At 73.3% G+C, this 12,289-nt stretch carries 10 protein-coding genes; 9 read left to right on the top strand and 1 reads right to left on the bottom strand.

Annotated features, from left to right (window positions below):
• The first annotated feature begins 103 nt into the window (after window positions 1-103).
• Window positions 104-1,462, top strand: a complete 1,359-nt coding sequence (locus tag ABTY20_RS28030) for a nitrate/nitrite transporter (protein ID WP_351999843.1) — start codon at window positions 104-106, stop codon at window positions 1,460-1,462.
• A gap of 129 nt (window positions 1,463-1,591) precedes the next feature.
• Entirely contained in the window at window positions 1,592-2,749 is a 1,158-nt protein-coding gene (locus tag ABTY20_RS28025) for a uroporphyrinogen-III synthase (protein ID WP_351999842.1), read from the top strand.
• A 31-nt stretch (window positions 2,750-2,780) separates the two neighbouring features.
• Here the strand turns inward: ABTY20_RS28025 and ABTY20_RS28020 are convergent, their stop codons facing one another.
• On the bottom strand, window positions 2,781-3,761 hold the full coding sequence (locus tag ABTY20_RS28020) for a helix-turn-helix domain-containing protein (RefSeq protein ID WP_351999841.1): 981 nt from the start codon (window positions 3,759-3,761) through the stop codon (window positions 2,781-2,783).
• A gap of 109 nt (window positions 3,762-3,870) precedes the next feature.
• Between ABTY20_RS28020 and ABTY20_RS28015 the strand changes: the two genes are divergently transcribed.
• The 7 genes from ABTY20_RS28015 (at window position 3,871) to ABTY20_RS27985 (ending at window position 12,123) form a co-directional block, all read left to right on the top strand.
• Window positions 3,871-4,923: a saccharopine dehydrogenase family protein gene (locus ABTY20_RS28015; protein ID WP_351999840.1), complete on the top strand. Its 1,053-nt coding sequence runs from the start codon at window positions 3,871-3,873 to the stop codon at window positions 4,921-4,923.
• A 139-nt stretch (window positions 4,924-5,062) separates the two neighbouring features.
• Window positions 5,063-5,656, top strand: coding sequence for a CGNR zinc finger domain-containing protein (locus ABTY20_RS28010; protein ID WP_351999839.1), 594 nt, complete (start codon window positions 5,063-5,065; stop codon window positions 5,654-5,656).
• Window positions 5,657-5,931: 275 nt separating this feature from the next.
• The gene (locus ABTY20_RS28005) at window positions 5,932-6,516 is read left to right on the top strand and encodes a sigma-70 family RNA polymerase sigma factor (protein WP_351999838.1); all 585 of its coding nucleotides are present in this window, start codon (window positions 5,932-5,934) and stop codon (window positions 6,514-6,516) included.
• A gap of 50 nt (window positions 6,517-6,566) precedes the next feature.
• Entirely contained in the window at window positions 6,567-7,343 is a 777-nt protein-coding gene (locus ABTY20_RS28000; protein ID WP_351999837.1) for an anti-sigma factor family protein, read from the top strand.
• A 60-nt stretch (window positions 7,344-7,403) separates the two neighbouring features.
• Window positions 7,404-9,701, top strand: a complete 2,298-nt coding sequence (locus ABTY20_RS27995) for a HelD family protein (protein WP_351999836.1) — start codon at window positions 7,404-7,406, stop codon at window positions 9,699-9,701.
• A gap of 378 nt (window positions 9,702-10,079) precedes the next feature.
• Complete coding sequence (locus tag ABTY20_RS27990) at window positions 10,080-11,498, top strand: NAD-dependent malic enzyme (protein WP_351999835.1); 1,419 nt, start codon at window positions 10,080-10,082, stop codon at window positions 11,496-11,498.
• 343 nt (window positions 11,499-11,841) lie between these two features.
• Window positions 11,842-12,123, top strand: a complete 282-nt coding sequence (locus ABTY20_RS27985) for an HU family DNA-binding protein (RefSeq protein WP_004987462.1) — start codon at window positions 11,842-11,844, stop codon at window positions 12,121-12,123.
• The last annotated feature ends 166 nt before the right edge of the window (window positions 12,124-12,289 follow it).

The following is a 12,289-nucleotide window of genomic DNA, read 5'->3' as shown; positions in this document are numbered from 1 at the left end:
CCTCCCGGTCACCGCCTGCCACAGCACCGAAACGCCCCCTCCCTACCTTCGGGACCAGCCCCTCGCGGCACCGCCCGCGCCCCCGGAGAGCAGTGGAGGCCTCATGACAGTCCGCAGCGGCCGCTGGATTCACGTGTGGGATCCGGAGGACGAGACCTTCTGGAACCGCGGCGGGGAGAGGACCGCCCGCCGCAATCTGGCCTTCTCCGTGCTGTCCGAGCACATCGGGTTCTCCGTCTGGACGATGTGGTCCGTGCTGGTGCTCTTCATGGGCCCCGAGTACGGGCTGACGCCCGCCGACAAGTTCCTGCTGACCTCCGTGGTCACGCTGGTCGGCGCCGTGGTCCGGGTGCCGTACACCTTCGCCGTCGCGGTCTTCGGCGGGCGGAACTGGACGGTGATCAGCGCGGGGCTGCTGCTCGTGCCCACCGTCGCCGCGTTCGCCGTGATGGAGCCGGGGACGTCCTTCTCCACGTTCCTGCTGGTCGGTCTGCTGGCCGGGATCGGCGGCGGCAACTTCGCCTCCTCCATGACCAACATCAACGCCTTCTTCCCGCTGCGGAAGAAGGGCTGGGCGCTCGGTCTGAACGCCGGCGGCGGCAACATCGGCGTCCCGGTGATCCAGCTCGCCGCCCTCGCGATCATCGGCGCGGGCGGCGGACCGCGCGTGCTGCTCGGCGTCTACATCCCGCTGATCGTCGTCGCCGCCGTGCTCGCCGCCCGGTACATGGACAACCTGGCCTCGGTGAGGAACGACACCGGCGCCGCCAGGGACGCCGCCCGGGACGCGCACACCTGGATCATGGCGTTCCTCTACATCGGCACCTTCGGCTCGTTCATCGGCTACAGCTTCGCCTTCGGGCAGGTGCTGCAGAACCAGTTCGACCGCACCCCGCTCGAGGCCGCCTACGTCACCTTCATCGGCCCGCTGCTGGGCTCCCTGATCCGCCCGGTGGGCGGATCGCTCGCCGACCGGTACGGCGGCGCGCGGATCACGCTGTGGAACTTCGTCGCGATGGGCGCGGCGACGGCGGTGCTGATCGTCGCCTCCATGCAGAAGTCACTGGCGCTGTTCACCGCCGCCTTCGTGGTGCTGTTCGTGCTGACCGGCCTCGGCAACGGGTCGACGTACAAGATGATCCCCGGCATCTTCCAGGCGAAGGCACGGGCCCGGGGGCTCGTGGGCGAGGAGGCGGCCGCGTACGGGCGGCGGCTGTCGGGCGCGTCCATGGGACTGATCGGCGCGGTGGGCGCGCTGGGCGGGGTCGGCATCAACCTGGCCTTCCGCCAGTCCTTCCTCTCCTACGGCTCCGGCACCGGCGCGTTCGTCGCCTTCCTCGCCTGCTACGCGGTCTGCTTCGCGGTCACCTGGGCGGTATACCTTCGCCGCCCGGCGGCCCGTCCGGACGGCGCGGGCCCGGCTCCGGAGGAGAAGCCGCAGCTCAGCTACGCCGACGTGTGACACGACGTGACGTAACACTGGTGACATGAAGCCGAACCGAGCCTGTCACGCATCGTTGACAGGCTCGACCGGCGGGGAGGCGGAGCCGCTCCTCCCCGTGGTACGCCGACTCGAGCCGGGACGAGAGCCATGGACGACGAACAAGAGCAGCCGCCGGAACACGGGCCCCTCGCCGGGTTCACCGTGGGGGTGACCGCGGCGCGCCGGGCCGACGAGCTGGGCGCGCTGCTGGAGCGGCGCGGGGCCGCCGTGCTGCACGCCCCGGCCCTGCGGATCGTGCCGCTCGCCGACGACAGCGAGCTGCTGGCCGCCACCAAGGACATCATCGGGCAGGCCCCGGACATCGCGGTCGCCACCACCGCCATCGGGTTCCGGGGCTGGGTGGAGGCCGCCGACGGCTGGGGTCTCGGCGAGGACCTGCTGGCGCGGCTGCGCGGGGTGCGGATCCTGGCGCGCGGACCCAAGGTGAAGGGCGCGATCCGGGCCGCCGGGCTGACCGAGGAGTGGTCGCCGGCGTCGGAGTCGCTGGCCGAGGTGCTCGACCGGCTCCTGGAGGAGGGCGTCGACGGACTGCGCGTCGCCGTGCAGCTGCACGGCGAGCCGCTGCCCGGGTTCGTGGAGTCGCTGCGGGCCGGGGGAGCGGAGGTGGTGGGGGTGCCGGTCTACCGGTGGCTGCCGCCGGAGGACCTCGGCCCCGTCGACCGCCTCATCGACGGATGCGTCGCCCGCACCCTGGACGCGGTCACCTTCACCAGCGCGCCCGCCGCCGCGTCCCTGCTGTCCCGCGCGGAGGAACGCGGGCTGCTCGACGACCTGCTCGCCGCGCTCGGCCACGACGTGCTGTCCGCCTGCGTGGGCCCGGTCACCGCGCTGCCGCTGCAGGCCCGCGGCGTCGACACGGTGCAGCCCGAACGCTTCCGGCTCGGGCCGCTGGTCCAGCTGCTCTGCCGGGAACTGCCCGCCCGCGCCCGCGTGCTGCCCGTCGCCGGGCACCGGGTGGAGATCCGGGGGCACGCGGTCCTGGTGGACGGCGCGCTCAGGCCCGTACCGCCGGCCGGGATGGCACTGCTGCGGGCGCTGTCCCGGCGGCCCGGCTGGGTCGTCCCGCGCGCGGAGCTGCTGCGCGCCCTTCCGGGCGCGGGCCGCGACGAGCACGCGGTGGAGACCGCGATGGCCCGCCTGCGCGCCGCCCTCGGCGCCCCGAAGCTGATCCAGACGGTCGTCAAGCGCGGCTACCGCCTCGCCCTGGACCCGTCGGCGGAGTCGAAGTACGACGCGGACGGGTGAGCCGGCGCCCGGGCCCGGAGCGGTGGGAGCGTCACGGGGCAGCGGGCGGTCCGGGCTCCCCGGGGCCGGAGCGGCCGCGCGTGCGGAACGCGCGGCGGTAGGCGTGCGGGGGCAGGCCGACCGTGCGGTTGAAGTGCCGGCGCAGCGTGGTGGCGGTGCCCATGCCGGTGGCGGCCGCGACGGCGTCGACGCTGTCGTCGGTGGTCTCCAGCAACTCCTGGGCGCGCCGGATGCGTTGGGTGAGCAGCCATTGCAGCGGGGTGGTACCGGTCGTGGCCCTGAAGTGGCGGCCCAGGTGGCGGGAGCTCATCCGCGCCCGGCGGGCCAGGTCCTCCACCGTCAGCGGCCGGTCGAGCCGTTCGAGCACCCAGGGGAGCAGGTCGGCGAGGGGGTGGTGGCCCGGGGCGGGAACCGGGGCGGGGATGAACTGGGCCTGGCCGCCGTCCCGGTGCGGTGGCACGACCAGGCGGCGGGCGACCTTGTTGGCGGTCGCCGAGCCCCGGTCGAGGCGGATGAGGTGCAGGCACAGGTCCATGGCGGCGGCCTTGCCGGCGGAGGTGAGCACGCTGCCGCTGTCCACGTAGAGGACGTCCGGGTCCACCTCGACCGCCGGATGGCGGTCGGCCAGTGTCCGGGTGTGCGCCCAGTGCGTCGTCGCGCGCAGTCCGTCCAGCAGGCCGGCGGCGGCCAGCACGAAGGCCCCCGTGCACAGGGAGACCAGGCGTGCGCCCGCCCCGTGGGCGGCGCGCACCGCGTCGACCAGCTCGGCGGGCGGGGCCTCGTCGACGTCGGCCCAGCCCGGGACGATCACGGTGTCGGCGTGGGGGAGCCGGTCGAGTCCGTGATCGGGCTCGAGCAGGAACCGCCCGGCCCGCACCGGGCCGGGCCCGCAGACGACGAGGTCGTACCAGGGGCCCGGCACGCCGTCCGGAGCGGAGCCGAAAACCTCCTGGGCCAGGGCCAGTTCGAAGTGAAGCATCCCGTCGGTGACGGCCAGCGCAACCGTGTCCACGTCCGGAAGTGTACGGGGCGTGTCGTTCCGGACACTCGTGCGGGCACCCGCCCCCCGCCAGGATGGCCGTGACGGAGCAGCACAGGGCACGCGAGCGAAGGAAGCACCCATGACGACGGCGCCCAGGATCGCGGTGTACGGCGCGTACGGACACACCGGGCGGTTCGTGGTGGCGGAGCTGCGGGAGCGCGGGTTCGCCCCGGTGCTCTCCGGCCGCGACGCCGGCAAGCTGGAGCCGCTGGCGCACGGGACCGGGCTGGAGGCCCGCCCCGCGTCGGTCGACGACCCGGCTTCGCTCGACCGCGCGCTGGCCGGCGCGGCCGCCGTGGTGAACTGCGCCGGGCCCTTCGCCACCACGGCCGCCCCGGTGATCGAGGCGGCGCTGCGCGCCGGGATCCCGTACGTGGACGTGGCGGCCGAGATCGAGGCCAACGCCGACACGTTCACGCACTTCACCGACCGCGCCCGGGCGGCGGGGGCGCTGGTCGTCCCCGCGATGGCCTTCTACGGCGGCCTCGGCGACCTGCTGGTCACCGCCGCCATGGGCGACTGGACGGCGGCCGACGAGGCGCACATCGCCTACGGGCTGAGCGGCTGGCACCCCACCGCCGGGACGCGCGTCGCCGGCGCGGTCTCCCGGCAGCGGCGGAACGGCCGCGGCGTCCGGTACCGGAACGGACGGCTGGAGTACCACCGGGACGACCTGCCCACGCTGGAGTGGCCCTTCCCGGCCCCGATGGGCCCCCGGCCCGTCATCGGCGAGTTCACGATGGCCGACGTCGTCACCGTGCCCAGCCACCTGGCCGTCCCCGAGGTGCGCACCTACATGGCGGTCGAGGCGGCCCGGGACGTCGCGGCCCCGGACACGCCGGCGCCGGCCGCGGCCGACGGGTCCGGACGGTCCGGGCAGACCTTCCTCGTCGACGCCGTCGTGCGCTCCGGCGCCGTCGAACGGCGCGCCGTGGCGAGGGGCCGGGACATCTACGCGGTCACCGCGCCGCTGGCGGTCGAGGCGCTCGACCGCATCCTCACGGGACGGACCCGGGCGACCGGAGTGGTCTCCGCCGGCGCGGTCTTCGACGCGCCCGACTTCCTGCGCGCGCTGTCCCCGCACATCATCCTGGAACGGGACGGCGCGGCGTCCGGCGCGGCCCGCGGGTGAGCGAGGATCCGCCCGGGCGGCGACCGGGCGGCCGGAGGGGTTCCGGGGTCCGGTGCGGGCGGGCACTGTGGGAGGGAACGGCTTCCCGGATCGCTCACCGGCCCCCTCGCGCGGGGCCACCCTAGGCGGTGGCAGGAACATGGCACTGGGTACGGTCACGGCGCCCCACGAGCTGCGGTTCGACACCGGGCGGGTCTGTCTGGACCTGCTCGCGACCGCCCACCCCGGGGAACGGCTGGATTCCGTGGAGGCGTTGCGCGCCTGGATCACCGGCTCCGGGATCGTGCCCGCGGGCACCCCGTTGGCCCACGCCGACGCCTCCTGGCCGGCCGCCTTCCGCGAACTGCGCGGTCGGCTCGCCCCGTTGGTGCGCGGCCGGACGGCTCCCGGTGTCCCCTCGTACGACCGCGCGCTCGCCCGGGTGAACGAGCTGGCCCGTGCCGCGCCCCCGGCACCCCGCGCGGTGCCCGGTGAGGACGGCCTGCTGGTGCGCCGTCTGGACGGCCCGCCCGGCCGGGCCGCGTTGCTCGCGGCGGTCGCGCGGGACGCGGTGGACCTGCTCACCGATCCCGTCGCGCGCGCGAGCCTGCGGGAGTGCCAGGGCGACAACTGCCCGATCGTGTACGTCGACACGTCCCGGGGGCGCCGGCGGCGCTGGTGCTCCAGCGAGGTCTGCGGCAATCGCGAGCGCGTGGCCCGTCACCGCAGGCGCGCGGCCCTCGCCCGCGCGTAACCGGACTCCGGGGTGCGCGGCGCGGCGTGCGGGTGCCGGTCGCGGGGGGACGCCGAAGTGACGTCGGTCACGGCGCACTTCGCCACCCCTGCGTTGTGAGCGGCGTCACACCCCGCGTCGTGTCGGAAATGTAAAGAAGTGGCGGGGGGATTGTGGGTTCATGTCCCGGTCGTCACGCGGCCCCGCCGAAAACCGTCACCCCGCTTTGAACACCCGCCCCGCACCGTCCGTACCGGTTGTCGAGCGACCGACGGGGAATCCCCCGGACACCGGAGGTGGGCGTGCGCAAGGATGCGGCCGTGGCCAATGAACGTGGAGCGAGGGCCCGACATCGCATGTCCCCACAGCCCTCGGAGCCGGACGAGGAGCTGATGCGCGCGCTGTACCGCGAGCACGCCGGACCTCTGCTGGCCTACGTCCTGCGGCTCGTCGCCGGAGACCGGCAGCGCGCCGAGGACGTCGTTCAGGAAACGCTCATCCGTGCCTGGAAGAACGCCGGTCAGCTCAATCGGGCGACCGGTTCGGTACGCCCCTGGCTGGTGACGGTCGCCCGGCGCATCGTCATCGACGGCCACCGCAGCCGGCAGGCCCGGCCGCAGGAGGTCGATCCGTCGCCGCTGGAGGTCATCCCCGCGGAGGACGAGATCGACAAGGCGCTGTGGCTGATGACGCTGTCGGACGCGCTCGACGACCTGACCCCGGCCCACCGGGAGGTACTCGTCGAGACGTACTTCAAGGGGCGTACCGTCAATGAGGCGGCGCAGACACTCGGCATACCCAGCGGCACCGTCCGCTCCCGGGTCTTCTACGCCCTGCGGTCGATGAAGCTGGCTCTGGAGGAGCGGGGGGTGACGGCGTGACGAGGGTCTACGGGGGATACGGAGAGGGCGGCACGGGTATGTCTGGTCCCATGCAGGGATCTCCGGTGCCGAACGAGCACGAGACCGTCGGCGCCTACGCCCTCGGCATCCTCGACGACGCCGAAGCAACCGCTTTCGAGGCGCACCTCGCGACCTGCGAGTGGTGCGCCCAGCAGCTCGACGAACTCGCCGGCATGGAGCCGATGCTGGCCGCGCTCGCGGACCTGCCCGGCACCGGGACGCCCGCGCTGGGCGAGTCGCTGTCCGCCAAGCCCTCCCCGCGCGTGGTGGAGAAGCTGGTCGACGAGGTGGCCGAGCGCCGGGCGAGGAAGCGCCGCCGCAACTTCTACATGGTGGCCGCCGCCGGCGCGCTGATCATCAGCGGTCCGTTCGTGGCCGTGGCGGCCAGCGGCGGGGGCGACGAGGGCGGGGGCGGGGGCGGCGCCGACCGGACGCTCGCGGCCAACCCGGCGAAGGAGGCCTTCGACCAGGCCTCCGACAAGATCATGGCGACCGACCCCGGAACCAGGGTGACCGCGACCGTGGCCCTGGAGAAGAAGCTCTGGGGCACCGAGACCGCCCTGGAGCTGAAGAACGTCAAGGGCGAGCAGAAGTGCTCGCTGATCGCCGTCGGCAAGAACGGCGAGCGGGAGACCGTCACCTCCTGGTCCGTCCCGGGCGAGGGCTACGGACTGCCGGACGCCACGTCGGACAAGGCCAAGCAGCCGCTGTACGTCCAGGGCGGAGCCGCCTTCCAGCCGAACGAGATCGACCACTTCCAGGTCATGACCTTCGACGGCAAGCTGCTCGTCGAGGTCGACGCGTAGCCTTCCGGGGCCCCCTTCGCGTACGGTTGACGGCTGCCCAGCACGTCAGAAGGGGGCCCGGTGGCCGCTCAGGCTCAACAGGGAACCGCGGTCGACCCGGTTCACGACTCCGTCCGCGACCGGGAGATCCGAGTCGAACAGGAACATCTCGACCGGGTGTACCGGCGCCTCGAGGAGAAGATCCACGAGGCGGAGTTCCTCATGCGCGACGCCGCCCGGCGCGGCCAGGTCGGAACGCCCGGCGCCCTCGCCGAGCGGGACGCCCAGGTCTTCCGGGCCGGCGTCCACCTCAACCGGCTGAACAACGAGTACGAGGACTTCCTCTTCGGCCGGATCGACCTGCTGCCCGGCAAGGACGGCAGGAAGGGCCCCGACGGCGCGTACACCGCCGTCGAACCCGCCGAGGGCGCCGTGCGCCCCGACAACACCGCCGAGATCGCCGAGACCCTGCACATCGGCCGGATCGGCGTCCTGGACGAGGACTACGCCCCGCTGGTCATCGACTGGCGGGCGCCGGCCGCCGCCCCCTTCTACCGCTCCACCCCGGTCGACCCCGGCCGGGTGGTGCGCCGCCGCGTCATCCGCTCCAAGGGCCGCCGGGTCCGGAGCGTCGAGGACGACCTGATGCGTCCCGAGCTGACGGCGTCCCTGGACGGCCGGGAGCTGCCGGTGATCGGCGACGGCGCCCTGATGGCCGCGCTGGGCCAGGCCCGTACGCACACCATGCGCGACATCGTGGCCTCCATCCAGGCCGAGCAGGACCTGGTGATCCGCGCCCCCGCCGCCTCGGTGACGTACGTCGAGGGCGGCCCCGGCACCGGCAAGACCGCCGTCGCCCTGCACCGCGCGGCCTACCTCCTCTACCAGGACCGGCGCCGTTACGCGGGCGGCATCCTCATCGTCTCGCCCACCCCGCTCCTCGTCGCCTACACCGAGGGGGTGCTGCCCTCCCTCGGCGAGGAGGGCCAGGTCGCCATCCGCGCCGTCGGCTCGCTGGTCGACGGCGCCGAGGCCGCGCTGTACGACTCCCCGTCGGTGGCCCGGGCCAAGGGCTCGTACCGCATGCTGAAGGTGCTGCGGAAGGCCGCGCGCGGAGCGCTGGAGCGGCACGACGCACCACAGCGGCTGCGGGTCGTCGCCTTCGGCCGCCGCCTGGAGCTGGAGGCGGAGGAACTGGACGCCGTCCGCCGCACCGCCCTCGGCGGCACCGCCCCGGTCAACCTGCTGCGCCCCCGCGCCCGCAAGCTGCTCCTGGACGCCCTGTGGGAGCGCTCCGGCGCCGGGAAGCGGCACACCGACCCGGAGCTGGCCGCGGAGCTGCGCGCCTCCTTCGACGAGGACGTCACCTCCGAGGACGACTTCACCGCCTTCCTCGACGCCTGGTGGCCGGAGCTGACCCCGGCGGCCGTCCTGGACGCCATGGCGGACGAGAAGCGTCTCGGCCGCTGGGCCCGGCGCCTCCTCAACCCGGGCGAGGTCCGCAAGGTGGCCCGCTCGCTGAAGCGGGACGGGTACTCCGTGCACGACATCGCCATGCTCGACGAGCTGCAGGCGATCCTCGGCGCCCCCGCCCGGCCCCGCAGGAAGCGCGAGCTCGACCCGCTGGACCAGCTCACCGGTCTGGAGGAGCTGATGCCGGTGCGCGAGGAGACGCAGCGGGAGCGGGCCGAGCGGCTCGCCCAGGAGCGGGTGGAGTACGCGCACGTCATCGTCGACGAGGCCCAGGACCTCACCCCGATGCAGTGGCGCATGGTCGGCCGCCGCGGCCGGCACGCCACCTGGACGGTCGTCGGCGACCCGGCCCAGTCCTCCTGGTCCGACCCCGACGAGGCCGCCCAGGCCCGCGACGAGGCCCTCGGCAGCCGCCCGCGCCGCCGCTTCGAGCTCACCGTGAACTACCGCAACCCCGCCGAGATCGCCGAGCTGGCGTCGAAGGTCCTCGCCCTCGCCATGCCGGGGTCGCGGTCGCCGAGGGCGGTGCGCTCCACCGGTGTGGAGCCGCGCTTCTGCGTCGCGCAGGGCGCGCCGGGCGAGACCGTGCGCGCGGAGGCGGCCCGGCTGCTGGACCGCGTGGACGGCACCGTCGGCGTGGTCGTCGCCATGCAGCGGCGCGAGGAGGCCCGGCGCTGGCTCGACGGGCTCGGCGACCGCGTGGTGGCGCTCGGCAGCCTGGAGGCCAAGGGCCTGGAGTACGACGCGACGGTCGTGGTCTCCCCGGCGGAGATCGCCGACGAGTCCCCGGCGGGACTGCGGGTCCTGTACGTCGCCCTGACCCGGGCCACGCAGCAGCTGACCGTGGTCTCGGCGGACCGCGACGAGCCGGACGCGGCCGGGGTGCCGGATCTGCTGAGGGACTGAGGGGCCGAGGGGCGCCCGGGGAAAAAAGGGTTGCGCCACGGGAATGGCCTCACCCGATCCGTTTGTTAGCCTTGAACGTGGCACCGGCCCGATCCAAGCCCCCGGGCCCAACCTTAGTCGCTTCGAGCGACCACTTGCCGCGAGGCGAGCATGGCGGGTCGGTGTCACTCAGGCCTGGGAGAGGCCCACCTCACGGGATGTGAGGTGGGCCTCTTTTCTTGCCCGCTTCTTTCCGTCTGCTGGAATACTTCTTCCGCATGCCGATATGAGCCGATGAACAAAACGTCCGCAATCCAGGGCGGCTACCGCGTACTCAGGGGTAGGTGCGACGATCGGACGGCACATTGAGCAGCACGGTAAAAGCAGAGGAAGTCGGCCATGGCAACGGCGCCCAGCGTCTCCTACTCGATGACGATCCGGCTGGAGGTGCCCGCGAGCGGAACCGCCGTATCGCAGCTCACCACGGCCGTGGAGTCCTCCGGAGGCTCGGTGACCGGCCTCGACGTCACCGCGTCCGGCCACGAGAAGCTCCGCATAGACGTCACCATCGCGGCTTCCTCCACCTCGCACGCCGAGGAGATCGTCGAGCAGCTGCGCGGCATCGAGGGCGTCACGCTGGGCAAGGTCTCCGACCGTACGTTCCTGATGCACCTCGGCGGCAAGATCGAGATGGCGTCGAAGCACCCCATCCGCAACCGTGACGACCTGTCCATGGTCTACACGCCGGGCGTGGCCCGGGTGTGCATGGCGATCGCGGAGAACCCCGAGGACGCCCGCCGCCTGACCATCAAGCGCAACTCCGTTGCGGTCGTGACGGACGGCTCCGCGGTGCTGGGTCTGGGCAACATCGGACCGAAGGCCGCGCTGCCGGTGATGGAGGGCAAGGCGGCCCTGTTCAAGCGGTTCGCCGGCATCGACGCCTGGCCGCTCTGCCTGGACACCCAGGACACCGACGCGATCGTGGAGATCGTCAAGGCCATCGCCCCGGGCTTCGCCGGCATCAACCTCGAGGACATCTCCGCCCCCCGCTGCTTCGAGATCGAGGCCCGGCTGCGCGAGGCCCTCGACATCCCCGTCTTCCACGACGACCAGCACGGCACCGCCATCGTCGTCCTCGCCTCCCTGACCAACGCCCTGCGGGTCACCGGCAAGGCCATCGAGAACATCCGGGTCGTCATGTCCGGCGCCGGCGCGGCCGGTACGGCCATCCTGAAGCTGCTGCTGGCCGCCGGGGTGAAGAACGCCGTGGTGGCCGACATCCACGGCGTCGTGCACGCCGGCCGCGCCGATCTCGTCGACGCCGCCCCCGGCTCCGCGCTGCGCTGGATCGCCGACAACACCAACCCCGAGGGCCTCACCGGCACCTTGAAGGAGGCGGTGCGCGGCGCGGACGTCTTCATCGGCGTCTCCGCCCCCAACGTCCTCGACGGCGCCGACGTGGCCGCGATGGCCGAGGACGCGATCGTGTTCGCGCTCGCGAACCCCGACCCCGAGGTGGACCCGGCGATCGCCCGTCAGACGGCGGCCGTCGTGGCCACCGGCCGCTCCGACTTCCCCAACCAGATCAACAACGTGCTGGTCTTCCCGGGCGTCTTCCGCGGCCTGCTCGACGCCCAGTCCCGCACCGTCAACACCGAGATGATGCTCGCCGCCGCCCAGGCCCTGGCCGACGTGGTCACCGAGGACGAGCTCAACCCGAACTACATCATCCCCAGCGTCTTCAACGACAAGGTCGCCGGAGCCGTCGCCGGCGCGGTGCGCGACGCGGCGAAGGCGGCGGGGTCGTCGGCCTCGTAGGGAACCCGGCGCCACCGGCGCCACGGGGGCTGTGAGGATCGCCACGGCCGATTGGAACCGGCGCGTCGGGGCACCCGGAGATCCCGGCCGCCCTCTAGGGTGGCGGCCGGGCCGTGGCGCTCTTCGTGTGACTCCCCGGGGTGTTCTCACGACTCCTGCGGGTGCCGGATTGGCATTACCGCCGCAGGTAGAGGCAGGATGCGTCCCTGGGCGCGAGGGTCTGACGAGGGACCCGGGTCCGGGGACCCACCGAGGAACCTGGCAGCATCGGCTTGGCCGTGCCCGACATGCGGCTCCGCCGCGTGGCACGCCTCAACGGCAAGAAGAACACGGGAGTAACAAAATGAACCGCAGTGAGCTGGTGGCCGCGCTGGCCGACCGCGCCGAGGTGACCCGCAAGGACGCCGACGCCGTGCTGGCCGCGTTCGCCGAGGTCGTCGGCGACATCGTCTCCAAGGGAGACGAGAAGGTCACCGTCCCCGGCTTCCTGACCTTCGAGCGCACCCACCGGGCCGCGCGCACCGCGCGCAACCCGCAGACCGGTGAGCCGATTCAGATCCCGGCGGGGTACAGCGTGAAGGTCTCGGCGGGCTCGAAGCTGAAGGAAGCCGCCAAGGGCAAGTAGCCTTGCCTCTTTTTTAGAGCGTCGTGGGCGACTGCGGGCCGGCCGTGGCCGGTCGCGCAGTTCCCCGCGCCCCTTCGGGGCGCTTGCGCACACGTCGATGGGGCGGCCACCCGAATTCGGGTGGCCGCCCCAAAGACGTGTGCGCGGACACCCGTCGGCCGAGGGC

It is taken from the genome of Streptomyces sp. NPDC126497 (genome assembly GCF_040302425.1).
Taxonomy (GTDB): Bacteria; Actinomycetota; Actinomycetes; order Streptomycetales; family Streptomycetaceae; genus Streptomyces.
The sequence above is the reverse complement of the archived record's forward strand: the minus strand, read 5'-3'. Positions and strand labels throughout refer to the sequence as shown.